Origin of the sequence: Microbacterium sp., from assembly GCF_051860965.1 — a bacterium.
GTDB lineage: Bacteria > Actinomycetota > Actinomycetes > Actinomycetales > Microbacteriaceae > Microbacterium.
This window is the reverse complement of the sequence record NZ_JBIMKU010000002.1, coordinates 319,937-344,343: the sequence shown is the minus strand read 5'-3', so window position 1 is coordinate 344,343 and position 24,407 is coordinate 319,937. Positions and strand designations below refer to the sequence as shown.

At 69.9% G+C, this 24,407-nt stretch carries 17 protein-coding genes; 5 read left to right on the top strand and 12 right to left on the bottom strand.

The window, feature by feature from the left end; all coding sequences use genetic code 11:
* Positions 1-228: 228 nt before the first annotated feature.
* The 10 genes from ACTIFV_RS05075 to ACTIFV_RS05030 all read right to left on the bottom strand — a co-directional run bounded on the left by ACTIFV_RS05075 (position 229) and on the right by ACTIFV_RS05030 (position 13,721).
* Positions 229-1,071, bottom strand: coding sequence for an endonuclease domain-containing protein (locus ACTIFV_RS05075; RefSeq protein ID WP_439591686.1), 843 nt, complete (start codon positions 1,069-1,071; stop codon positions 229-231).
* Between the two features lie 740 nt (positions 1,072-1,811).
* Positions 1,812-2,264: a GNAT family N-acetyltransferase gene (locus tag ACTIFV_RS05070; protein ID WP_439591685.1), complete on the bottom strand. Its 453-nt coding sequence runs from the start codon at positions 2,262-2,264 to the stop codon at positions 1,812-1,814.
* A gap of 56 nt (positions 2,265-2,320) precedes the next feature.
* On the bottom strand, positions 2,321-4,120 hold the full coding sequence (locus ACTIFV_RS05065; RefSeq protein ID WP_439591684.1) for an ABC transporter ATP-binding protein: 1,800 nt from the start codon (positions 4,118-4,120) through the stop codon (positions 2,321-2,323).
* Positions 4,117-6,102 carry a beta-galactosidase gene (locus tag ACTIFV_RS05060; RefSeq protein WP_439591683.1) on the bottom strand — a complete coding sequence of 662 codons (1,986 nt, stop codon included), beginning with the start codon at positions 6,100-6,102 and terminating at the stop codon, positions 4,117-4,119. The genes ACTIFV_RS05065 and ACTIFV_RS05060 overlap by 4 nt, the downstream gene beginning before the upstream one ends.
* Positions 6,099-7,031 carry an N-acetylglucosamine kinase gene (locus ACTIFV_RS05055; protein ID WP_439591682.1) on the bottom strand — a complete coding sequence of 311 codons (933 nt, stop codon included), beginning with the start codon at positions 7,029-7,031 and terminating at the stop codon, positions 6,099-6,101. The genes ACTIFV_RS05060 and ACTIFV_RS05055 overlap by 4 nt, the downstream gene beginning before the upstream one ends.
* A complete protein-coding gene (locus tag ACTIFV_RS05050; RefSeq protein WP_439591681.1) occupies positions 7,028-8,005 on the bottom strand; it encodes a glycoside hydrolase family 113 in 978 nt (325 codons plus the stop codon). The genes ACTIFV_RS05055 and ACTIFV_RS05050 overlap by 4 nt, the downstream gene beginning before the upstream one ends.
* Positions 8,002-10,506, bottom strand: coding sequence for a glycoside hydrolase family 2 protein (locus ACTIFV_RS05045; protein WP_439591680.1), 2,505 nt, complete (start codon positions 10,504-10,506; stop codon positions 8,002-8,004). The genes ACTIFV_RS05050 and ACTIFV_RS05045 overlap by 4 nt, the downstream gene beginning before the upstream one ends.
* Complete coding sequence (locus tag ACTIFV_RS05040; protein ID WP_439591679.1) at positions 10,503-11,381, bottom strand: carbohydrate ABC transporter permease; 879 nt, start codon at positions 11,379-11,381, stop codon at positions 10,503-10,505. Before ACTIFV_RS05040 ends, ACTIFV_RS05045 begins: the two co-directional genes overlap by 4 nt.
* Positions 11,378-12,379 carry a carbohydrate ABC transporter permease gene (locus ACTIFV_RS05035; RefSeq protein ID WP_439591678.1) on the bottom strand — a complete coding sequence of 334 codons (1,002 nt, stop codon included), beginning with the start codon at positions 12,377-12,379 and terminating at the stop codon, positions 11,378-11,380. The genes ACTIFV_RS05040 and ACTIFV_RS05035 overlap by 4 nt, the downstream gene beginning before the upstream one ends.
* A 25-nt stretch (positions 12,380-12,404) precedes the next feature.
* Positions 12,405-13,721, bottom strand: a complete 1,317-nt coding sequence (locus ACTIFV_RS05030; protein WP_439591677.1) for an ABC transporter substrate-binding protein — start codon at positions 13,719-13,721, stop codon at positions 12,405-12,407.
* Between the two features lie 286 nt (positions 13,722-14,007).
* Here ACTIFV_RS05030 and ACTIFV_RS05025 point away from each other — a divergent pair, with 286 nt between their 5' ends.
* From ACTIFV_RS05025 to ACTIFV_RS05010, 4 genes are read left to right on the top strand one after another with little or no spacing between them, the layout of a single operon-like run.
* Positions 14,008-15,033, top strand: coding sequence for a LacI family DNA-binding transcriptional regulator (locus ACTIFV_RS05025; RefSeq protein WP_439591676.1), 1,026 nt, complete (start codon positions 14,008-14,010; stop codon positions 15,031-15,033).
* Positions 15,030-17,168, top strand: a complete 2,139-nt coding sequence (locus tag ACTIFV_RS05020; protein ID WP_439591675.1) for an alpha-galactosidase — start codon at positions 15,030-15,032, stop codon at positions 17,166-17,168. The genes ACTIFV_RS05025 and ACTIFV_RS05020 overlap by 4 nt, the downstream gene beginning before the upstream one ends.
* Before the next feature lie 52 nt (positions 17,169-17,220).
* The gene (locus ACTIFV_RS05015) at positions 17,221-18,201 is read left to right on the top strand and encodes an acetylxylan esterase (protein WP_439591674.1); all 981 of its coding nucleotides are present in this window, start codon (positions 17,221-17,223) and stop codon (positions 18,199-18,201) included.
* Between the two features lie 60 nt (positions 18,202-18,261).
* The gene (locus tag ACTIFV_RS05010) at positions 18,262-20,481 is read left to right on the top strand and encodes an NADP-dependent isocitrate dehydrogenase (RefSeq protein WP_439591673.1); all 2,220 of its coding nucleotides are present in this window, start codon (positions 18,262-18,264) and stop codon (positions 20,479-20,481) included.
* 107 nt (positions 20,482-20,588) lie between these two features.
* Here ACTIFV_RS05010 and ACTIFV_RS05005 read toward each other — a convergent pair whose 3' ends face one another.
* Both ACTIFV_RS05005 and ACTIFV_RS05000 read right to left on the bottom strand, forming a co-directional pair.
* Entirely contained in the window at positions 20,589-22,523 is a 1,935-nt protein-coding gene (locus tag ACTIFV_RS05005; RefSeq protein WP_439591672.1) for a L,D-transpeptidase family protein, read from the bottom strand.
* Positions 22,524-22,592: 69 nt separating this feature from the next.
* Positions 22,593-23,063, bottom strand: coding sequence for a hypothetical protein (locus ACTIFV_RS05000; RefSeq protein WP_439591671.1), 471 nt, complete (start codon positions 23,061-23,063; stop codon positions 22,593-22,595).
* Between the two features lie 149 nt (positions 23,064-23,212).
* Here ACTIFV_RS05000 and ACTIFV_RS04995 point away from each other — a divergent pair, with 149 nt between their 5' ends.
* A complete protein-coding gene (locus tag ACTIFV_RS04995; RefSeq protein ID WP_439591670.1) occupies positions 23,213-24,394 on the top strand; it encodes an ROK family transcriptional regulator in 1,182 nt (393 codons plus the stop codon).
* Positions 24,395-24,407: the final 13 nt, after the last annotated feature.

The window sequence follows — 24,407 nt, the reverse complement described above, 5'->3', positions numbered from 1 at the left end:
CGGCCACGTCTTCCCGGCGGGCCGGGGCATCCGTCTTCCACGTCGTGGTGCCGCTGCTGCTCCTGCTCATCGCCGTGCTCATCGCCGGTCTCCCCGCCGTTCGGTCGGAGGATTCGCGTTCGGACGGAGCATCCGTGCTCGATCCTCCGACGGAAGGCGGATCGTCCGACCGAACGGGCGTGCAGCCGCGGCGGCGGGGAGTGAGAGGCGGCCCAGGACGACCGGCGGTCAGCTGCGGCGGTCGAGTCCGGCGGCGACGGCTCGCGCGATCGTCCGCTCGACGGCCGGCCAGTCGTGGACGACCTGCGCGTAGGTGAAGCGCAGAACCGTGAACCCACGCAACCGCAGCTCGGCGTCGTGCGCGACGTCGCGGCCACGGTCCGCAGCACTCGAATGATGGGCGTGACCATCGACCTGGACCACGAGCAGCTCGCCGATGAGGAAGTCGACGGGTCTTCCGGCGAGCACCACCTGCTGCGCGATCCGCAGCCCCCACGGAGCAAGGCGGACGAGGAACAGCGACTCCAGCCCGGAGTCCGACAACCCGGATACCGCGCGCGCCAGCTCTGCCGCCGCACGAGTCGTCCACCGCACGTTCCGCAGAGCTTCGGGCGACAATCGCTCGATCCGCACAGCCGACTCCCACACCACGCGCGCATGTTCGGCGGCGAGGCACACGGCGATGTGAGCGAGCGCGTCTTCCACCGACTCGCGCAGGGAGTGTGCGGATGCCGGTGCAACGGGCCTCGACCAGTGGATGACGTCCTCGCGCGCGATGACGCCCGCACGCGCATGCGGCTTGAGGCTCACATGCCGCCGCTGGTCGGCGGATTCCGGCATCCACCACCCACGCTCGCGGGCGAGCGACACGCAGGCGATGCGCCCGCCGGCCCACGCGGCTGCGAGCGCATCCGCTCCGGCGTCAGCCGTCGCCACCCAGGTTCGTCGGATGATCTGCACCGCGCCGGAGCGCTTGACCTTCACGACGTGCGCATCGGTCCAGCCGGCCTGCTTCGCCGCGGCTCGATGCACGATTCCTCCGCGTGCTGTCACCCACTCGTCCAGTTCCACTCGCCGAGGCTCTCATCGGCGATCGCCCCTCCGCAGGCTGGGACGTCGATCTGGGGAGGAACGTCCTCGAGCGCCCTCCGTGGAGGAGAGCGTCGGAGGATTCGCGTTCGGTCGGAGCATCCATCGTCGATCCTCCGACGGAGAGTAGATCATCCGACCAGACTGCGCGCGGGGCGGGTCGGATGAGGGGATGGCGAGACGAGGGGGATCGACGAGGGAATCGGTTTTCATGGCCTTGGTATCGGCCGGGATCAGGGTGCTCGGTCGGAGGATTCGCGTTTCGTCGGAGCATCCATCGTCGGTCCGCCGACGGAGGGCGGATCATCCGACCGGACAGAGCGCAGGGCCGGGCAGAGCGCGGCCCTAAGCCGCGCGCCGACCGGACAGAGCGCGGAACATCCGACCGGCCAGAGCGCGGGGCGGCGCAGAGAGCGCGGAACATCCGACCGGCCAGAGCGCGGAACATCCGACCGGACAGAGCGCAGGGCCGGGCAGAGCGCGGCCCGAAGCCGCGCGCCGACCGGACAGAGCGCGGAACATCCGACCGGCCAGAGCGCGGGGCGGCGCAGAGAGCGCGGCGTGCGGGGTCTCGGCGGCCGGCGGACTCCCGGTCAGCGCAGCGACGAAAGGAGCGACGGGGCCTCGGTGGGGGAGGGGAATCCGAGGCCCCGCCGCGGCATCACGCGACAGGGCGCAGCGGACTCGAAGGACGAACTCACCCAGATTCGCGTCGCCGAGCGCTACAGGCGGATCTCGGCGATGACCTCACCGTACTCGGTCTCACCCACCGGGGTGAAGCCCACACGCTGGAAGAACGCCTCGGGGCCGCCGTCGCCGGCCTCGTAGATGACGTCGACGCGATCGAGACCGCGGTTGCGCGCCTCTTCGAGGAGCTTCTCGACGGCGAAGCGACCGACGCCGCGGCCCTGGTCGTCCGCGTCGACGTTGATGCGCCAGAGCACGGAGCGGAAGTGCTCCTGCGGTGCCTCTTCGTCGAAGTTGGCGCTCACGAAGCCGACGACCTCGTTGGCGTCGAGCACGACGCGCTGCCACGAGGTCTGCGGATTGATGACGGTGGCGGCGATGCCGTAGCTCACCGGCGCGAGGAACTGCTCCTGCCCCGGCTTGAGGGACATGTTGTTGACCGCCACGATCGTGGCGGCGGACAGTTCGACCAGTCGAAGCTCGTGCATACGCACAGGGTAACCCGGAACGACTCCGGTCCGCGCGGCGGCCGGAAGGCGGGGACTCACTGGCCCGCCTGCAGCAGCGCGAGACGCGAGTAGAGCCCCCCCGCCGCGGCGAGCTCCTCGTGCGACCCCGTCTCGACGATGCGTCCGTCCTCGACGACGACGATCACGTCGGCGCCGCGCACGGTCGAGAGCCGGTGGGCGACGATCAGCGTCGTGCGCCCTCGGCGCGCGCGATCGAGCGCTTCGGTGACCCGTGCCTCGGACTCCGCATCGAGAGCGCTCGTCGCCTCGTCGAGGACGAGGATCCGCGGATCGCGGATGAGCGCGCGGGCGATGGCGAGACGCTGGCGCTGGCCTCCCGAGAGTCGTGAGCCGCGTTCGCCGACGACGGTGTCGAGCCCGTCGGGGGACCCCGAGACGATGTCGAGCGCGTTGGCTTCGGCGAGAGCGGCGAAGACGTCGACATCGGTGACATCCGGAGCGCCGTAGGCGACGTTCTCGCGCACCGATCCGGCCAGGAGCACCGTCTCCTGCGGCACGATCGACACGAATCGCCGCAGCGAGCGCAGATCGATCTCCGCGAGATCTCGGCCGTCGATGCGCACGACTCCCGCGGTCGGGCGCACGAATCCGAGAACGGTGTTGAGGATCGTGGACTTCCCCGATCCGGAGGGCCCGACGAACGCCACCGTCTGCCCCGAGTCGATCTCCAGATCGATACCGTCGAGCGCGGGCAGCTCATCGCCGGGATAGTGCACGACCACGTGCTCGAGCCGGAGGTCTCCGCGCACGCGGGCGACCTCGGCCTTGCCGCGACTGTCCTCGACGTCGAGCTCCTCGGTCACGTCGGCGATCGAGCGCATGGCGTCCATTCCGCGCGTGAAGATCGGGGCGGCGTTCATGAGCATGACGATCGAGTTCGTCAGCATGCCGAAGTAGGTGCTCAGCAGCACGACCTGGCCGGCGGTGATCGGCACGATACCGGTGACGGCCAGGGTGGCGGCGCCCACGAGGCACAGCAGCCCGAGCACCTGATACGAGATCCACGAGAGCGCTCCGAACCGCCCGTTCAGCACATCGAGGTCGCGCCCGGCGCGTCGCACGGAGTCGGCGCGTTCGGCGATGCGCGCCGTGGCGACATCCTCCAGTCCGTGGCCGCGCGTGATCGGCATGAGCGCCGCCATCTCGCTCACGTGCGCCGAGAGCCGCTCCACTTCGAGCCGGAAGGCCTCGTTGCGCGTCGCGGCCCGCCGGCGGATGTACACGATGAGGGATGCCGCGATGGGGATCGCCACGGCGAAGACGCCGACGAACAGCGGCACGGTCAGCGCCGTGATGAGCACGGCACCCACGAGAGTCGACAGCGCGGAGATCACGGTCGGGAACAGCTGCGCGAGCATGAGCTCGAGGTTCTCGACGTCGCGCACGATCTTCGTCTGCACGATCGACGCGCTCTGACGGTTGTGGAAGCCGAGCGAGAGCCGCTGCAGCCGCGCGGCGAGTCCCGCGCGCACCGTGTAGGCGAGGCTGCGGTTCGCGGTGCTCGTGAGGTGCACCACCATCATGTTGAAGGGATAGTTCAACGCCAGCACCGCGACGGCGACGAGCGCCCACCAGCCGATGTTCGTGACGGGGCCTCCGGCGACGACGATGTCGATGATCGCCGCTGTCACCGGCGGCAGCACCCAGACCGCGCTGTCCTTGATGACGAAGGCTCCGACGGCGAGGGACATGCCGACGCGGTGCGGTCGCAGCATCCGCAGCAGCGAACGCAGCGGCTGCGACCGGCGGATGCTGCCGGTGAGCAGCGCCTCGGGGTCGATGAGCGGGATGCGGCCCGTGCGGGGAGCGCTCACGAGATGTCTTCGCGCACCACGCCGATGCCGCCGGCGGGAAGGGGCAGCAGGCCGTCCACGCGTGCGCCGCTGACGAGATCGATGCCCGTTGCGGGGACCTCGGCGTCGGTGGCCGAGTGGTTGATGAGGAAGAGCCAGGATGCCGAGTCCCCCACGCGCCGGACCGCTTCGACGCCGTCGACCACGGGCACCGCCGGTGTCAGGCCCGAAGCGGCGGCGACGGCATCCACCAGCGCATCGAAGCCCTCGGTGAGCCGGCCCGACACGTACCAGGCCCAGCCGGCACCCACGGAGCGTCGTGTTACGGCCGGCGAACCGGCGAGCACACCCCCTGCGTAGGTGTCGATCACCTCCGCGTCGATCGCGCGGAGGCGCTCGGCCCAGTCGGCGACGAGGGCGCCGGACGCGAGCGGAACCGCCTCGCCCTCCTGCAGCGGATGCAGCTCCTCGCCCAACACCCCCAGCAGATCCCGGAACGCGCCCGGGTAGCCGCCGAGTCGCACGCGGTTCTCCTCGTCGACGATGCCCGAGAGCGGACCGACGACCACGGTCGCGCCGTCGCCCGCGGCATGCGCGATGCGGGCGGCGTCGTCCTCGGAGACGGCGAACATCCCCGGCACGACGAGCAGGTCGTAAGCCGCGAGGTCGGCCTGCGGAGGCACCACGTCGGGAGCGAGCCCGCGCGCGGAGAGCGCCGCGTGCCATCGATACCCGTCGTTCTCGATGGGGAAGTCGCGCAGCGGCGACTGCGACTCCTCCCACGCCCACTTGGCGGGGATGTCGGCGACGATCGCCGCGCGCGTGGGGGCGACGAGGCTTCCGGCCGTCTCGCCGATGCGCTCGAGGAGGCTCCCGAGTGCGACGACGTCCCGCCACTGCCGGGTGTCGGTGCCCGCGTGGGGCACGAGTCCCGAGTGGAACTGCTCCACGCCACTGGCGGACGCGCGCCACTGGAAGAAGAGGGCGCCGTCCGCGCCGTGGGCGATGTGCTGGAGGGAGTGCCGCGCCATCTCGCCCGGCGCCTTCGGCGTGTTGCGGGCCTGCCAGTTCACGGCGGACGCCGCATGCTCCATGAGCAGCCAGGGCGTGCGGCGGTCGAGTCCGCGCGCTCGGGAGGCCACGAAGGCGAGCTCGCGCTCGCGGTGGGGATCGGCGGCCTGCGTGTAGTGGTCGATCGCGACCAGATCGAGGTCGTCGGTCCACTCGGCGTAGTCGGTGACGCTCCCGCCGACGGTCAGCATGAGGTTGGTCGTGATCGGCTGCGTGGCCCCCGCGGCGCGCAGCGCGTCGCGCTCGCGGCGGTACTGCCCGAGGAGCTCGTCGGAGGAGAAGCGGTCGTAGGCCAGCAGGATCGACGGGTTGGTGCCCGACTCGCTCGCGAGCGGCGCGGTGACGTCGTCGAACGACCGATACCGCAGCCCCCAGAAGGCCGTGCCCCACGCGCGGTTCAGCTCCTGGATCGTGCCGTAGCGCGCCCGGCACCAGGTGCGGAACGCGGCACTGGATGCCTCGCAGTAGCAGAGCCGGTTGCCGCCGCCGAGCTCGTTGCCGACGTGCCACATGGTCACCGAGGGGTGCGCGGCGTAGCGTTCTGCGAGCCGACGCGCGATGCGCGTCGAGTACTCGTGCCAGGTCGGGTGGCTCGCGCACCATCCGAGGCGACCGCCGGGATGGAATCGGATGCCGCGGCGATCGACCGGGATGATCTCGGGGTGCGCACGGTGGAGCCAGTTCGGCGGAGCTGCGGTCGGGGTCGCCAGGTCTATGCCGATCCCGGCATCCGACAGCATCCCGATGATCCGGTCGAACCAGGTCCACTCCCACACGTCGTCATCGACCTCGAGGAATCCCCACGAGAAGACGCCGAGCGTCACGGTCGTCACCGACGCCTCCCGCATGAGTCGGATGTCCTCGGCCCACACCGCCTCGTCCCACTGCTCGGGGTTGTAGTCGCCGCCGAACAGCAGACGCCGCGCCGTCATGCCGTGCCGGCCCGATGGATCGCCGCGGTGAGGGGGTGCGCCGAGGGGAGGTCGGCGAGGGCGACGACCCCGTCGATGCCCGCCCCCTGCGGCGTGACGATCTCGACGTCGGAGCGCTCCCCGCCGAGGGTCACGGCATCGGCGAACGCCTCGCGGAGGCGGGGGGAGCGGAACACTCCGCCGATCGCGCACACCGCGAACACCTCGTCCTCCCCGCGCACCCGCGAGATCGACGTCGACACGCTCGCGGCGAGCTCGCCGGCGGCGCGCCGCGTGATGTCGAGGGCGACGGCGTCATCCTCGACGGCGAGTCGGGCGACCTCGGTCGCGAAGCCGGCGACGATGCGGACGCGGTTCTCGTCGCTCTGGAGGTCCATGTACGCCTGGGCGAGATCGGGCCACAGAGAGCGCACGACATCGGTCAGCCCCGTGGCGGCACCGCGGCCGTCGTAGGCGCGCATGACGGCGTCGAGCGCCTCCCGGCCGATCCAGTAGCCGCTGCCCGCGTCGCCCATGATGTATCCCCATCCGTCGACGCGCGCGATCGCATCGGGACCCACGGCGAGGGTGACCACACCCGTGCCGGCGGCCACGACGGAGCCGTGCCGGTCGCCCAGGGCGCCCAGGAACGAGGTCGTGGAGTCGTGTGCGAGCGTGACGCCGCGCAGGCCGGTGCCGTGCACGAGCGACAGGAGCTCGGACGCGTCCGCGTCGCGCGCCGTCAACCCGGAGATCCCGGCGGAGAGGATCTCGGGCGTGGCGTGGGTGCGTGCGAGCGAGGCCCGCACCACCTCGGCCAGCTGAGGCAGCAGCGCGTCGTGCGTGTCGATGCCGCGGAACACGAGATCGTCGTGTCCGTCCGGCATCTGGAGGCGCACCTTCATGCCCGTCTGGCCCGCATCGATCGCGAGCACGCTCCGCGGTGTCACGACTGCTCCTCGGTTCTCGCGATCTCGCGCGCGCCCGCCAGCGCGGAGTAGGTCCTGCGCAGGAAGTCACCCGCCGGCTTGCCGTAGGGGCAGTAGTCGTCGTTCGCGGTCGCCTCCGCGAGGTCGTACAGGCGCGGTGGCCAGTCCCACAGGAACCACCCCCCGACCCATGTCCGACGCGCGCACGCGTCGAACATGTCCTCGTACCAGGCGAGCTGAGCCGCGCCGGACGGCTCGCCCGGCAGGCTCCAGTCGTTCGGGATCGCGGGCGATCCCTCGCGCGACGGGCACCCCGCCTCGAGGAACACGAAGGGCTTGCCGTGCGCCTCGACGACACGCTCGATGCGGTCGAGATGCTCGTCCCACGTGCCGAGGGGGTAGTAGCCGCTCGACGAGATCACGTCGACGGCATCCCACCACGTGACATGGTCCTCCTGATACTTGTCGCAGTTGTAGGTGACCAGGCCCGAGTACACGGATCGCACATCGGCGATCAGCGCGCGCCAGTGGGCCTCCTGTCCGTCGGCGCGCACCATCTCGCAGCCGATGCAGAACATCTCGCAGCGCTCGGCCTGCGCGATCTGCGCGGCATGCAGGATGAACGCGCGGTACGACGCGAACCACTGCGTCCAGGTCGGCTCGTTCGGCACGTCCCAGTCGAAGAATCCGATGTGCGCGCGCCATGTGCCGTCGGCCACATTGACGACCGGCTTGAGGCACACCCTCATGCCGAGGGCGCGCGCCTCGCGGATCGCCCACACGATCTCATCGTCGGTCACCGTCGGCGCCGCCTCGAAGGGGATGTCGGTGGACGTCGCCGTCGCCTGCAGCGCGGCGTACGAGATCGCCGTCCACGTCACGGCGTGGTCGGCCATCTTCGCCATCGAGTCCGCCGCCGTCGGGGTCGCCCAGGTGCCTCGCACGCCGGTCCACCCCCAGGTCATGCCGCAGACCGGCGCGTCCAGGACGCTCACGCGCGCACCAGCTGGTTCGCGCTGCGCAGCACCCGCGGATCGGCGAGGGCCGCGGCATCCAGCGCTCCGTCATGGCGCACGAGGATGCGCGCCGACTCGCCGGGCAGCAGGGTCAGCAGGCCGTCTTCGGCGTGCGCGGCGGGATGGACCTTGTCGACGAGCAGCGTCAGATCACGCACGAGCGCTCCGGCGGTCGCGGTCACCTCTGTGCCGCCGGGGACGACGCGGGTGGAGACCGCGACATTCTGCGCCGGGAGTGCGGAATCCCGCGGCTCGGCGAAGAACCAGAAGCCGCGGATGCCGGATGCCTCGGCCACGAGCAGCTCCCCGCCGGCCTCCGCCGTCGTCGCCACGCCGGCCTCGATCGGAACGACGAGCGTGCTGCGCGGGCCGACGGAGATCTCGATCGCGATGCCCGCGACCGCGCGCCCGGCGAAGGTCAGGCGACGGATCTCGAGCGTGCCGCTCCAGGTGTCGCCGGTGTCGTTGCCGAGGACGACGGCGAGGCCGTCCTCGCGCGGCTGGAGCGTGATCACCCGTGGGGCGAACGCGTTCCGCAGCGCATGGAAGAGCGGCTTCGGTCGCTCCGCGCCGTCGATCGCCGCCCACGAGGTCACGGGCCAGCAGTCGTTGAGCTGCCACACGATGGCGCCCATCGTGTGAGGCGCCCACGACCGGAAGTGATCGAGCGCCGCGCCGACGGCGTTGGCCTGGTTGAGCTGCATCGCCCAGTGCCAGGTCTCCATGTCGTCGGGGAGCCGGAAGTGGGGGAGCAGCCCGTTCGTGAGCTTGACGTTGCCCTCCATCGCCTTCTGGTGGACGACCATCCCCGGCGACTCGGGCGTGAGCGGGTCATCGTCGAGCGACTGCGTCAGGGTGGTCCACGTCGGCGGGCCCTGCCAGCCGAACTCCGCGACGAACCGGGGGGTGTGCTCGCGGTACGTGGTCCAGTCCCGGTCGTTCCACTGACGCCAGAGGTGCACGGTGCCCGAACCCGGATCGAGCGGGTGGGGCCCGGTCTGCGTGCCGCTCGGCGCATCGGCCGTGAGCGTCGGGTCCCAGCCCATACCCGCGCTGAACGGACTGCCGGGGACGTACGGCACGTGCGGCGCGAGCTCCGCGACGAGCGCGGGGAACAGCTCGTAGTAGTAGTGCGCTCCCCAGGTCCTGCCGTCCAGGCGACGCTGCCAGCCCCAGTCGGCGAACCCCTCGAGCGCCTCGTTGTTGCCCGTGAGCAGGACGAGGGAGGGATGCGACGCCAGCCGCACGATGTTCTCGCGCGCCTCCGCCTCGATCTCGGAGCGCAGCGGCTCCTCCTCGGGGTAGCCGGCGCACGCGAAGAGGAAGTCCTGCCACGTCAGCAGGCCGAGCTCGTCGGCGAGGTCGTAGAAGTCGTCGGACTCGTAGAGGCCGCCGCCCCACACCCGGATGAGGTTGAGGTTCGCGTCGAGCGCCTGCCGGAACCGACGCTTCACGCGGGCGCGGTCGACCCGGACGGGCAGGGCATCGTCGGGGATCCAGTTGACGCCCTTCACGAACACGGGCTGATCATTGACCACGAGCGTGAAGGCGTTGCCCGCGGCATCCGGCGTCTGATCCCATTCGACGGTGCGGAAGCCCACCGTCCGCTGGGCCTCGTCGAGCACGCCGTCGCCGTTCAGCCGTACGTCGACGGCGTAGCGGGGCTGCTCGCCATAACCCGCGGGCCACCAGCGCTGAACGGTCGCGAGGTCGAGACGCGCGCGCGCCCGGTCGCCGACGACGGCCTCGGGCGGGGACTGCGTCTCGACACCGGGACCGCGCGCCGCGAGCGAGAGCGTCAGGGGAGCGCTGGAGGCATCCCGTTCGATCACGACATCGACGTCGACGTGCCCGCCGTCACCCTCGGGCGTCGCCGTCACACGCACCTCGGCGAGCCGGGCGCCCGACCACGACTCGAGGCGCACCGGCTTCCACGGTCCGCTCGTGAACGTCGCGATCCCCCAGTCCCACCCGAAGTTGCAGGCGGACTTGCGGATCGCCTCGTAGGGCAGGGGGTACGGGCGCGGGCGCACGCCGAGCGCGAGGCTCTGCGCGTTGGCATAGGGGATCGGGGCACGGAAGGCGATCTCGATCTCGTTCTCGCCCTCGACGAGCAGTGCGCCGATGTCGAAGCGGTACGACCGGTGCTGGTTCGCGGTCTCGCCGATCACCCGGCCGTTGAGGCGGATCGTCGCGACGGTGTCGAGGCCCTCGAACACGAGGTCCTGCCGGGTCCGGCCGTCCGGCGTCCAGGCGAACGTCGTGCGGTAGGTCCAGTCGACGAGTCCGATCCAGGCGACGGCCGCCTCGTTGACGCCGTGGAACGGATCGGGGATGAGATCGGCCGCGAGCAGATCGATGTGCACCGTGCCGGGCACCGTGGCGGGAATGCTCGCCCCCGAGACGTTCGCCGGCACGGGCCCGGCGGTGGCCCGCACCGTCCAGCCGTCGTGGAGAGTGCGGGAAGAGAGGGAAGTCACTTGACGGCTCCTGCGGTGAGGCCCTTGTAGATCCAGCGCTGCAGCAGCAGGAACACGATCAGCGTCGGGATGATGACGACGATGGTACCCGCGGCGATCACCTCCCACTGTGCCCCGAACGGACCCTTGAATCGGAAGAGGGAGGTGGAGATGAGGCCCTCGGAGGGCAGATAGAGGAACGGGGCGTAGAACTCGTTGTAGATCGCGATGCCCTTGATGATCACGACGGTCGCGATGGCGGGCTTGAGCAGCGGCAGCACGATCCGCCAGTAGATCGTCCACCGGTTGGCGCCGTCGATCATCGCGGCCTCGTCCAGCGACACCGGAATGCCCTGCATGAACTGGATGAACAGGTAGATCGCGATGATGTCGGTGCCCATGAAGAGCAGGATCAGCGCGGCCTTGGTGTCGTACAGGCCGAGCCCGTTGACGAGCTGGAACGTCGCGACCTGCGTCGTCACACCCGGGATCAGCGTGGCGAGCAGGAACAGTCCGAAGACGAGCTTCTTGCCGCGGAACGCGAACCGGTCCAGCGCATAGGCGGCCATCGTCCCGAGGAAGATCGTGCCCACGAGCGAGACGACCAGCACGATCGTGGTGTTCACGAAGCCCTCGAGCATCTTGCCGCTCGTGAAGGCGGTGACGAAGTTGTCGAAGTTGAGCCAGTTCGCGGGCGGCGAGAACGGGCCGGTCTGGGCGTACTCGGTCTTGGTCTTGAGGCTCGCGAAGAGCAGCACCGAGAGCGGCAGCAGCGTCACGACGGCGGCGATGATGAGGCTGAGGTACTTCGCCGTCGTGGCGGTCATGCCGCCGATGCGCTCGCCGGCCGAACGGCCCTTCGCGACGCGACGCGGGGGCGCGGACGTGGCCGTCATGTCAGATCCACCTTCTCGTCGGGGAACACTTTTCGCTGGATCACGGTCACGATCAGCACGATCGCGAGCAGCACGACGGCCATCGCGGAGGCGAGTCCGACCTGCCGGAAGCTGAAGGCGGTCTGCAGCGTCTGGATGACGAACGTCGCCGATCCGTTCGCTCCGCCGGTCATGATGAACGGCACTTCGAAGACCGACAGGCTTCCGGCGATCGCGAGGATGAACGACAGGCCGATGATGCGTCGGATGCCGGGGAAGATGATCGCCCAGAACTGCTGCCACCTGTTGGCGCCGTCGAGGTCGGCTGCCTCGTAGAGCTCATGCGGGATCGACTGGATCGCACCGAGGAAGAGCACGAAGTTCAGGCCCGTGTAACGCCAGACCGACGTGCCCGCGAGCGACCAGTTGACGATGTCGGGGTTGCCCAGCCACTGCGGTGGATCGGCGACCCCGAACCACGAGAGCACGGTGTCGAGCGTCCCGCCCGGCTGGAAGAGGTAGAGGAAGACGAAGCCGACGGCGACGCCGTTGATGAGATAGGGGAAGAACAGGATGCCGCGGAACAGATTCGAGAACCGCGTCGAGAAGCTGAGGATCGCCGCGAAGTACAGGGCGATCGCCATCTGCACGAACGAGGCGACGAAGTAGTACAGGCTCACCCAGAACACGCCGAAGATGCGCGGATCGGTGAAGACCTGGATGTAGTTCTCGAGGCCGACGAAGTTCTTCGTCAGGTCGATGCCGTCCCAGTCGGTGACGCTGTAATAGAAGAGGTTCAGCGCCGGCCAGTAGGTGAACAGCAGCAGGAGCCCGACGGCTCCGGCGAGGAAGAACCAGGGGGTCAGCTTCTGCAGGAGAGTGCGTCCTGCCGTCCCGCGTGCCCCCTCGCCGGAGCCGCCGGCTGCGCGGCGTGAACCGCGCAGCCGACCGGCCCGGGCGGGCGCAGACAGGACCGCAGGGGCGTCCGCGGGTGCGGAGCCGGGAGCTGCGATCGCCATCGTTCGCGTCCTTTCGTCGTCGAGATCAGCCGGCGAGCTTCGAGACCGAAGCGCCCCAGCGTTCGTTGAGCTCGGCGAAGTAGCTGTCCTTGTCGCCGTCGGCGGCACCGCGGGCGATGTCGACGAGCTTCTGACGGTAGATCGGACCGTAGAGGTCGATCTGCGAGTCGTCGGCGATGGAGTTGATGAGACCCTCCTTGCCGGCGGGGGCGGGGTTGATCTCCATCAGCTCGACACCGGCGTCGGTGAAGCCTGCGAGGTTCGGCGGGAGCTCCTTGTCGATGAGCGGAGAGATCATGCCCTGTGCCTCGGTGTAGCCCGAGTTCTCGACGACCCACTGGATCCATGCCCACGCGGCGGCCTTGGACTTCGAGTGCTTGCTGACCGCGAGGTTGTAGTCGCCGCCGATGACGGCGAGCTGCGTGCCGTCGACGTTCGCCGGGAAGGCCATGTAGCCGATGTCGTCCGCCGACGCGCCGTTCTCCTCGGCCGCGGCCTGCATCTGCGAGATCGCCCAGGAGCCCAGGGGCATCGTCGCGATCTTGCCCGTTCCGAGGTCGACCTTCGACTGCTCCCAGTTCGTCGTCAGCGGGTCGGGCTCGGTGAGCCCGGCGGCGACGGTGTCGTACAGCAGCGAGTCGATCGCGTAGACGTCGGTGCCCTCGGTCCACGGCGCCGGATCCTCCGCCATCGTCACAGGTGCGTCGGGGTCGTCGGTCACGACGCCCAGGTTGCCGAAGCTCTGCGTGAGCGGCCAGCCGTCCTTGTAGTTCGTGTACATCGGGATGGCGTCGGTGTTGTCTCCGACCTTCTGCAGCGCCTCGAGCCACTCGTCCTCGGTCGTCGGGAGCTCGGTGACGCCGGCCTCTTCGAACACCTTCTTGTTGTAGACGATGCCGTTGGCGTTGCCGCCGAACGCGATGCCGTACTGCGTCCCGTCGTAGCTGGCGGCCGGGAGGAAGCGGTACGTGTCCTCGAAGTCGGCGGTCTTGCCCAGGGGCTCGAGGAACTGCTCGTACTGATCGGGCTTGATCGCCGGGATGCCGATGACATCGCCGTAGTTGGTGGTCGACATGCGGGTGAGCATCTCGCCCGCGTAGTCGGTGATGCCCTCGAACGTGACCTTCACGTCGGGGTACTCCTCATTGAACGCTGCCGCGTACTTGTCGAATGTGCCGTCCTCGACGAGGTCGGTGCGCCAGGTGACGACCTTGATGTCACCCTTCACCTCGCCGTCGATCGTGTTGGAGGCGTCGCCGCCGCCTCCGCCGCCGGAGCATCCGGCGAGTGCGACGCCCGCGACGGCGATCGCCGCCAGGCCTGCGAGTCGTTTGCGTGCCATGTTCTTTCTCCTTGTCAGGTTCACCCTTGAAACCGCCACGCGCCGCGCCTGCATCTTCACCGAGGGGGCCCGCGCGGCCCACAGTAACCCCGGTCCGTGGCCAGGCACAAGCGTCGAATGTCAACGCTGTCTTAGCCTGTCCAATTCTCGATTGAACAAATTAAACACCCTTTGATCTGGGTATTCCTGCTGCCGCTTTGGATGCTCTCACCTGTTCATGTCCTGTGAATGTCCATCGTCGTCATTCTGCGTCGACGCTGATAGTCTGTGTCCGACAGGAGGACCGATGACGGTTCAACAGCGCGCGACGCTCGACGACGTCGCCCGACTCGCCGGGGTCAGCTCCAAGACCGTGTCGCGGGTCTTCACCCAGCGCGAGCTCGTCGCGCCACAGACGGTGGAGCGCGTCCTCGGCGCCGCCAAGCGCCTGCGCTTCCGGCCCAACACGCTCGCGCAGGGACTGCGACGGGGCGGCGGCACCAAGACCGTGGGCTTCATCATCGGCGAGCTGAGCAACCCGTTCTACTACAAGGTCGCGGCCGGACTCGAGAAGGAGCTCTCGGCTCACGGCTACAGCCTCGTCGTGGCGACGACCGACGACACCGAGGAGGGCGAGGGTCGCGTCGCCGACGCTCTTCTCGCGCAGCGCGTCGGCGCACTGCTTCTCATCCCCGTGGGTGAGGACCAGTCCTATCTCGAGGGGGAGCGCCAGCTCGGCACGCCGGTGATCTCCCTCGATCGCCCCGCGCGCAATCTCGCGGCCGACTCGATCGTGCTCGACAACCGTGCCGCCGTGCTCGAGGCCACGCGTCGCCTGGTGCGGCTCGGCCATCGCCGTGTCGCCTACGTGTGCAACCCGGCAGCGGTCTACACGCAGACCGAGCGCATCGGCGGCTATCGGCAGGCGATGGCCGAGGCGGGGGTGGCTGACACCTCTGCGTGGGAGGTTCTCCGCGACGATCTGTCGCTCCCCGCCATCCAGCTGGTGCGCGAGCTCTTGGACGCCCCGCTCCCGCCCACGGCGATCGTGGCGGGCAACAACCGCATGACGATCGGTGCGTTGCAGGCGCTGCGGGAGCGGGGGGATGACGGCCGCACGGCGCTCATCGGCTTCGACGACTTCGACACCGCCGACGTGCTCGGGGTCTCGGTGATCTCCTACGACCCGCTCGAGCTCGGTCGCCGCGCCGGCCGGCTCGCGATCGAGCGCATCGCCGATCCGTCCGGCTTCATCCAGCAGATCACGCTTCCCACCTGGATCATCGAACGCGGCACGGGCGAGCGTCTGCCCGCGCCCGAGGAGGGCGAATGACCCCGCACGACCTCATCGTCGACGCTCACGGGGTTACGCTCGTGCTCGAGGTGCCCTCGCCCGGACTCCCGCGCGTCCTGCACTGGGGCGCTCCGCTCGGCGACGTCGAGCCCGACGACCTGCGTGCCCTGGCCCGTGCCGTGAGCCGCCAGGCTCCGCCCGGCACCCTCGACGCCGCGTGGCAGGTCTCGATCCTCCCCGCCGAGGCCGACGGGTGGACGGGTCGCCCGGGTCTTCAGGTCCGCACGGCGTCCGGACTGCACCGCTGTCGCTGGCGCACGACGTCGGCGGACGTCGCCGACGGGGCGGTGACGATCCGGGCGGAGGACGAGGCATCCCGACTCTCCCTGACGTGGACGGCGCGGATCGAGGCCGGCGGTGTCGTGTGGGTGGATGCCGAGCTGCACAACGCCGGCGACCCGATCGAGGTGGACTGGCTCGAGGCGACGCTGCCCGTGCCGTCGTCGACGACGCACGTCACGACCTTCGACGGCCGGTGGACGCGCGAGAAGCGCCCGGTGACGACCCTGGTGCCCGCGGGCGCGGTCGCCCGCGCCTCGCGTCGGGGTCGCCCCGGTCACGACGCTCCGACGGCGACGATCCTCACGATCGACGAACCCCGCTGGTCGGCGGGCGAGGCGTGGGGAGTCCACACGGCCTGGTCGTCGGACACGACCTACCGCACGGATCGGGTGACGGATGCCGTCATCCTGATCGGAGCGGGCGAGCTCCTGCGACCGGGAGAGATCGTGCTCGCGGCAGGGCAGGCGTACAGCGCTCCGCGCACGGCGTTCGTCTGGACCGACTCCGGGCTCGACGGGTTCGCCGCACGGGTGCACACATGGCTGCGGGCGCGGCCGCAGCATCCCTCCTCTCCGCGGCCGCTCACCCTCAACACGTGGGAGGCCGTGTACTTCGACCACGATCCGGCACGGCTCCTCGCGCTCGCCGAGCTGGCGGCGTCCGTCGGGTTCGAGCGATTCGTCCTGGATGACGGGTGGTTCCAGGGGCGACGGGATGACACGACGAGCCTCGGCGACTGGGTCGTCGATCGGGGAGTGTGGCCCGAAGGCCTCGAACCGCTCGCGGCTCGGGTGCACGAGCTCGGCATGGAGTTCGGACTGTGGTTCGAGCCCGAGATGGTGAGCCTGGCGTCGGACGTCGCGCGCGCCCACCCCGACTGGCTCCTGCACGATCCCGGCTACCTGGATCACGGCGGCGAGCTCTCGTGGCGCACCCAGTACGTGCTCGATCTGGCGAATCCGGCCGCGTACGAGCATGTGCGCGGGCAGATCTCCGCTCTCGTCGCGTCGCTCGGGATCGACTTCATCAAGTGGGATCACAACCGCGATCTCGTCGACAGCGTCCACGACGGCAGGCCCGGCGGACACGCGCAGATGCGCGCGGTCTACCGGCTGATCTCCGACCTCAAGCGTTCGCACGCGGGCCTCGAGATCGAATCGTGCTCGAGCGGCGGTGCGCGGACCGATCTCGGCATCCTCGCGGTCACCGACCGCGTGTGGGCGAGCGACTCGAACGACCCCGTGGAACGGCAGGACATCCAGCTGTGGACCGGGCTGCTCCTGCCCCCCGAGCTCGTCGGTGCGCACGTCGGCCCCGCCGAGTCGCACAGCTCGGGCCGCACGACCGATCTCTCGTACCGCATGGCCACGAGCCTGCTCGGATCGGCGGGATTCGAGACCGATATCGCCGTGCTCCCCGCCGAGGACCTCGCCGTCGTCGCGCGGTTCGCGCAGCTGTACCGCGAGCTGCGTCCGCTCATCCACACGGGGGTCGTCTCGCATCCGGCGCTGCGTGATCCCGCGTGGCGGGTGACGATGTTCACGGGGCCGGATGCCGCGGCCGCCGTGGTCGTCGTCGCGACCGTGCGGAGCCTGGAGGACGCCCGTCCGGAGCGGCTGCGCCTCGCCGGGCTCGACCCGGCCAGGCGCTATCGCGTGCGCGTGCGCCGCGAGATCGGCGGGGCGCGGAGCGCGTCCTGGATCACTCCGGAGTGGTTCGCCCTCGCCGAGATCGAGCTCCCGGGTGGTGTGCTCGCCGAGGTCGGGCTTCAGCTTCCCACGCTCTGGCCCGTGCAGGCCTTCGTCCTGCACATCACCGAGATCCGCTCATGACCGCCCCCGCCGGGCATCCCGCATCACCATCCCGTGAAGAGTAAGGAGAACCGTGTCACGTTTCGATCTGCCCCTGGAGGAGCTCCGCACGTATCGCCCCGACGTGGCGGAGCCCGAGGACTTCGACGAGTTCTGGGCGGACACGCTGGCGCAGGCCCGGTCGGATGCCGGCCCGACGCGCCTCGCGCGCGTGCAGACGGCGCTGTCCCTCGTCGACGTGCACGACCTCACGTTCACGGGATTCGCGGGCGACGACGTCCGGGCCTGGTACCTCACCCCCGCCGGTGCGACCGGGCCGCTGCCGACGATCGTCGAATACAACGGGTACGGCGGCGGCCGTGGACTCCCGCATGAGCGTCTGCCCTGGGTGGCGAGCGGGTACGCCTACGCCTTCATGGACACCCGCGGGCAGGGCAGCGTGTGGGGGTCGGGCGGGTCGACGCCCGATCCGCACGGCACCGGTCCGTCCGCCCCCGGCTTCATGACGCGGGGGATCGACGATCCGCGCGACTACTACTACCGCCGCGTCTTCACCGATGCGGTGCGGCTCGTCGACGAGGTGCGTGGATTGGACCTCGTCGATCCGGCTCGGGTGCTCGTCACGGGAGGCAGTCAGGGGGGCGGCATCGCGCTCGCTGCGGCGGGCCTCGTCGAGGGTCTGCAGGGGGTCATGGCGGACGTCCCGTTCCTCTGCCACTTCGAGCGCGCCGTCGGTCTGACCGAGGCCTTCCCGTACCAGGAGATCGTCCAGTACCTCTCCGTGCATCGCGATCGGGTGGACCGGACGTTCCGCACCCTGTCGTACTTCGACGGTGTCAACTTCGCCCGTCGCGCGACGGCCCCCGCGCTCCTCAGCACCGGACTGCACGACACCGTGTGCCCGCCGTCGACCGTCTTCGCGGCCGCGAACCACTACGGCGCAGACGTGCAGGTCGAGGTCTTCCCCTTCAACCAGCACGAGGGCGGACAGGGCTTCCAATGGGAACGGCAGGCACGCTGGGCCGAAGGTGTGCTCGCCCTCGGTTTATCTTGACGTCAAGATACTTTGGCCCGGTGCGATAGGCTGGGCGCAGACCGAACGGAGACATCTCAGGTGACCGACTCGACCATCATCTACACCTATACCGACGAGGCCCCGGCGCTGGCGACCGCCTCGTTCCTGCCGATCGTGCAGGCCTTCACGCGGCAGGCGGGGGTCGACATCGAGACGCGCGACATCTCGCTCGCGGGCCGCATCCTCGCGGCGTTCCCGCAGAAGCTGACGCCCGAGCAGCAGGTGGGCGACGCGCTCGCCGAGCTCGGCGGTCTCGCGACACTTCCCGAGGCCAACATCATCAAGCTTCCGAACATCTCGGCCTCGATCCCGCAGCTGAAGGCAGCGATCGCCGAGCTGCAGGCCGACGGCTACGACGTTCCCGACTACCCCGATGAGGCCGAGACGGTCGAGGCGAAGGACATCCGGGCGCGCTACGACCGCATCAAGGGCTCCGCGGTCAACCCCGTGCTGCGCGAGGGCAACAGCGACCGCCGAGCACCACTGTCGGTCAAGAACTACGCGCGCAAGCACCCGCACCGCAACAAGCCGTTCGCCGCCGGCTCGAAGACCCGCGTCGCGACGCTCGGCCACGACGACTTCAAGGCGAACGAGAAGTCGTGGGTCGCGGCGCACGACGACGTGCTGACGATCCGCCACACGGCGACCGACGGCACCGTGACGGTCCTGAAGGACAACCTCAAGGTCCTCCCGCGCGAGATCGTCGACGCGACGTTCCTCTCGGCAGCCGCGCTCGACGCGTTCCTCGCCGAGACGCTCGCGACCGCGGCCGCCGACGACGTCCTCTACTCGGTCCACCTCAAGGCGACGATGATGAAGGTCAGCGACCCCATCATCTTCGGTCACGTCGTCAAGGCGTTCCTGCCCGAGACGTTCGCGACGTACGGCGACCAGCTCGCCGCCGCGGGGCTCACGCCCAACAACGGACTCGGCTCGATCCTCGCGGGCCTCGACCAGCTCGAGGGCGGCGCAGAGATCCGCGCCGCGATCGACGCCGAGCTCGCGAAGGGTCCGCGGCTGTCGTACGTGAACTCCGACAAGGGGATCACGAACCTCCACGTCCCGTCGGATGTGATCGTGGATGCCTCGATGCCCGCGCTGATCCGCAACGGCGGCAAGCTGTGGGGCGTCGACGGCGGCGAGGACGACACGCTCGCCGTCATCCCGGACTCGTCGTATGCCGGTGTCTATCAGGCGGTGATCGACGACGTCATCGCGAACGGCCCGCTCGACCCCGCGACGATCGGCACCGTGCCGAACGTCGGGCTCATGGCACAGGCGGCAGAGGAGTACGGCAGCCACGACAAGACGTTCGAGATCGCGGCTCCGGGCACCGTCCAGGTGCTCGACAGCGACGGCACCGTCCTGATCGAGCACGAGGTCGGCGCGGGCGACATCTGGCGCGCCACGCAGACGAAGCACATCGCCGTCATGGACTGGGTCAAGCTCGCGATCGGCCGCGCGAAGGCGAGCGGTGCGCCCGCGGTCTTCTGGCTCGACATCAACCGGGCGCACGACGCGCAGCTCGTCGCGAAGATCTACCAGGCGCTGGCCACGATGGACACCCACGGGGTGGAGTTCAGCATCCTGTCGCCGACCGAGGCGACCCGCTACACGCTCGCGCGCCTGCGCCACGGACTCGACACGATCTCGGTGACGGGCAACGTCCTTCGCGACTACCTGACCGACCTCTTCCCGATCCTCGAGGTCGGCACGAGCGCCAAGATGCTGTCGATCGTGCCGCTGCTCGCGGGCGGCGGTCTGTTCGAGACCGGCGCCGGCGGATCGGCCCCCAAGCACGTGCAGCAGCTCGTCGAGGAGAACTACCTGCGCTGGGACTCGCTCGGCGAGTTCTTCGCGCTCGCCGCTTCGCTCGAGCACCTCGCGACCTACACCGACAACGTGCGGGCGCAGGTGCTTGCCGACACGCTGGATGCCGCGACCGGCACGTTCCTCGAGAACGACAAGTCGCCCGGCCGCGCGCTCGGCACGATCGACAACCGCGGCAGCCACTTCTACCTCGGCCTGTACTGGGCGCAGGAGCTCGCCGCGCAGACGGCGGATCCCGAGCTCGCGGCGATCTTCGCACCCATCGCGGAGTCGCTCGCCGCGAACGAGGAGCAGATCGTGGCGGAGCTCAACGCCGTGCAGGGCTCGCCCGCCGACATCGGCGGCTATTACCGCCCGTCGGTCGAGCTCGTGGAGAACATCATGCGTCCGTCCGCGACGCTGAACGGCATCATCGACGCGATCCACTGATCGACGGACCGGGAATGGCGGGGGCGCGCGTCGCCCTCGCCATTCCCGTATCCCCGGCGGGCGTGGTCGTCCGCCGGAAGGTCAGCGTCGCGAGGAGCTGACGAGGGTCAGCTGTGCACCCAGACCTCGGTGCCGTTCGCGGTCCAGTCGTAGACCCACTTCGCGTCGCTGTCCCACATGTTGACGCAGCCGTGGCTCTGCGGGTAGCCCAGGCTGTTGCGCAGCGCGCTCGCGCCGTGGAAGCCGACATCGGGTGCGAACCACGTCACGTAGGGAACGTCGCGCACGCAGTAGGGAGCCCCCTCGAAGCAGCCCATGCTCTGCACCCGTGAGTAGCCGTTGACGGTGAAGCGACCCTTGGGGGTCGCGGAGCCCGCCACACCGGACGACATGATGATGTCCCGCACCAGCACATCGTTCTCGTAGAAGTACGCGCGCTGGCTCGACAGGTTGACCTCGACGCGGCGCGCGAGCGTGACCGTCGTGAACGGCACCTCGGTCATCGGGAGCTCGAACACCGGGTCGAAGTGGGTGAGCTGTTCGGCGTAGTCGGCGGCGATGTCGGAGGTGTCCTCCACCGCCCGGCCGACCGTGCCGTTCGACTCGTCGCGGAGCACGGTGCCCGCGGAGTTCGTGATGACGGCGTTGTTCACGGGTGCGACGTCGACGGCCGCGGCGATCGTGTCGACGATGGGCTGGATGGCCGCTTCATCCACCGACACCTGGAAGGTGCCGCGATCGCCGGGCCTGACGGTGAGCCAGGATGCCGCGACCTCGCGCGAGACGGGGACGACCCGCTCGTCGCCGATGTAGAAACCGGCGCGGTCGATGATGTCGTTGAGCCCCTTCGCGGTCGCCTCGACGACATGCGCCTGCGTCTCGGGCGGGACGTCCGCCTGCACCGGCGCGAAGTCGACACGGGAATCGCCGGCGACGAAGGCGGCCTGCAGCGCTTCCCGCACGGCCTCGACGTCGATTCCGGTGCCGAGCTCGCCGGGGGTCGTGACGTACGACACCGTCGCCTCGTCGAAGTCGAGCGTCGCATCCACCGGATCGGTGTAGAGGCTCGGTGCGGCGGCGCGCAGGACCGGCGTCGCCGCGGCGGCGTCGAGGTGGACGATCGCGTCGATCGGCTCGGAGAACCACTGCGTGACGTTCCACGCGGGATGCTCGGCGTAGGCCCTCGCGGCCAGAGCATCGGCGTCGATCGAGGCGCCGAGCTCGGCACCGGTGAGTTCGACGTCGTCGCCTTGGCCGGTCAGCACGATCGTCGTCTCCGCCAGACGCTGCGTCAGGGCGTCGCTGGCGGCGCCCTCGGTGAGGAAGCCGACGCCGACGCCGGCGACCGAGGTGCCGGGTGCGATGAGGACGACGGATGCCGCGACCATGCCGATGACGGCTGCGCCGGCCGCCAGGCCGATCCACAGACCTGCCCGACGCTTCTTGGGGGCGGGCTGGGCGGGAGCCCAGGCGTAGATCGCGCCGGTGCCCTCACCTGCGCCGTCGGCCGCCGCGACAGGGGCGGCGAGCACCGCGGTGGTTGCCGCCAGAGCGGCAGCGGGTGCCGCGGGCTCGGGGTCGGCCGCCGTGGTGGGGTCGAGCGCTACGGGCGCGACGATCGTTTCGGTCTCTTCCGCGGCGGTGGGGAGCTCGGCTTCGTCGTCGAGCGCGACCTCTACCTCCGGGTCCGGGGTGATCCCGGTTGCTTCTGCGGCATCCGGCTCCGCCTCGTCTCCGACGATCGCGGCATCGTCGATCTCGTCTTCGGCGGGGATGGCGTCGTCGACGGCAGCCGCGTCGTCGTCGATCTCGACCGACGAGCCGTCGCCCGTCTCGACGTCGTCCGGCGCCCCGGTGTCGGCGGCGGCATCCGTCTGCTCGTCGCTCGCATCGTCTTCTGCGGTCTTGTCCGACGGCTCTGCATCGTCGCGGATCTCGGCCGCGGAGTCTTCGCCGAGCTGGGCGGAGTCGTCGACGAACTCGCCGTCGCGGGCGTCGTCAGCCGCATCGCCGGCCCCGTGCTTGGTAGCGAGATCCGTCACGCCGTCACCCCCCAGGTGCGAAGATTGGTCCCTCTATGGTAAAGGACGACCGGGCGCGCGGGTCACGCGTCAGGGAGCGCAGACTTCCTGCAACCGCTGCGTCGTGGTCTGGAAGCTCTCGGCCAGCGCCTGAGCGTCGTCGAGTTTGGAGACGTCGCCTTCGACGAGTGCCGTCATCGTGTCGCCGACCTGCGCGAACATCTCCTGCAGAGACGGCACGATCGCGGCCACCTCGTCGTTCGTGATCTGCGACGACACATCGCCGATCTTCTGCGACGCCGCCTTGACGGATTCGACCACGGCGGCCGGATCGGCGCCGTCGCCGAGGTTCTCGAACTCGGTCGTGACGTCGGTGATCGTGCCCTGGACGAGGGCGCATGCGTCCTCGACGCTCTGCCCGTCGTCTCCCGCGGCGTCGCTGCCGACGCTCGTCGATGCGGGGGAGGGGGTGGATAACGACGTGCACGCCGCGAGCCCGAGAACCGCGGTGGCGGTCACGGCGAGGACGGCGATCCGTCGGGTGATGGCGTGCCGGTTCATGCGCCGAGCCTAACCGCGGGCGATGCGGCATCCGACCCCCGTCGCCTCTGTCGCGGGAAGTTCGCAGGAATGTAACGGTTTTGTAAACACGCCGTCCAAATACGTTTCATCGCTTGCGCCGATTATGTTCGTAAGGTCTACTAACAAACATGACGGCATCGGAAGTGCAGCGCGGCTCGGCCCTCGAGAACGTGCACGCCCAGGGGGCGACCCGAGCCTTCGGCCGCTCGCTGCGCCGCGGCGCGAAAGTGCTGCCGGAGCACGCGCGCGGGCACAACCGCTCACTCGTGCTGCAGACGCTCTTCCACGACGGCGCCATGAGCCGTGCGGATCTCTCCCGCGAGACGGGCCTCACCCGCGTCACGATCTCGGACCTCGTCGCCGAGCTGATCGCCGACGGATTCGTCGCCGAACTGGGCATGCGCGAATCGAGCGGTCCCGGCAAGCCGGCGATGCTCATCGATCTCGACCGCGCGGGCCACCGCATCGTCGGCATCGACCTCTCGGGCTCGGAAGTCATCACGGGTGCCGTCCTCACCATCGACGGCGACATCGTCGTCCGCCGCGAAGTCCCCCTGCCGGCCGCCGACGACGTGGTCGAGACCGTCGTGTCCCTCGCACGCGAGCTCGTCGCCGAGTCCCACGCGCCCGTGCTCGGCATCGGCGTGGGCACTCCCGGCGTCGTCGACGAGCGCGGCGTCATCCTCGCGGCCCCGAACTTCGGCTGGGTGGGTTTCGACCTCGAGGGCGCACTGCAGGACGCGCTCGGGCTGCCCGTGCTGGTCGCGAACGACGCCAATGCCGCGGTCCTTGCGGAGTACACCTTCGGCGGCGCCGGTGACGACGTGCTGCTCGTCAAGGTCGGTCGCGGCGTCGGCTCCGGGCTGCTCGCCGCCGGTCAGCCGATGCGCGGTCCACGCTTCGCCGCGGGCGAGATCGGGCACGTCACGGTCGGAACCGACGGCGGCCCGCTGTGCTCGTGCGGAAAGGTGGGATGCCTCGAGGCCTGGCTGTCGGTGCCGTCCCTGACGGAGCGGCTGGCGGCGGCATCCATCGACGAACGAGACGGCATCCTGCGCGACGCGGGGGAGCGGCTGGGCATCGCGCTCGCGCCCGTCGTCGGCGCCCTCGACCTGTCGGAGATCGTGCTCTCCGGCCCCCCTGAGCTTCTCGACGGCCCCCTCGCGGATCAGGCGGTCGAGACCCTTCGCACACGCACGCTCGCCGAGTTCCACGACGGCGTGCGGGTGCGGATGACGGAGCAGGGCCAGGACATCGTCCTGCGCGGTGCGGCCGTCATGGTCCTGTCAGGCCAACTCGGGGTGTCGTGACACCCCACCATCC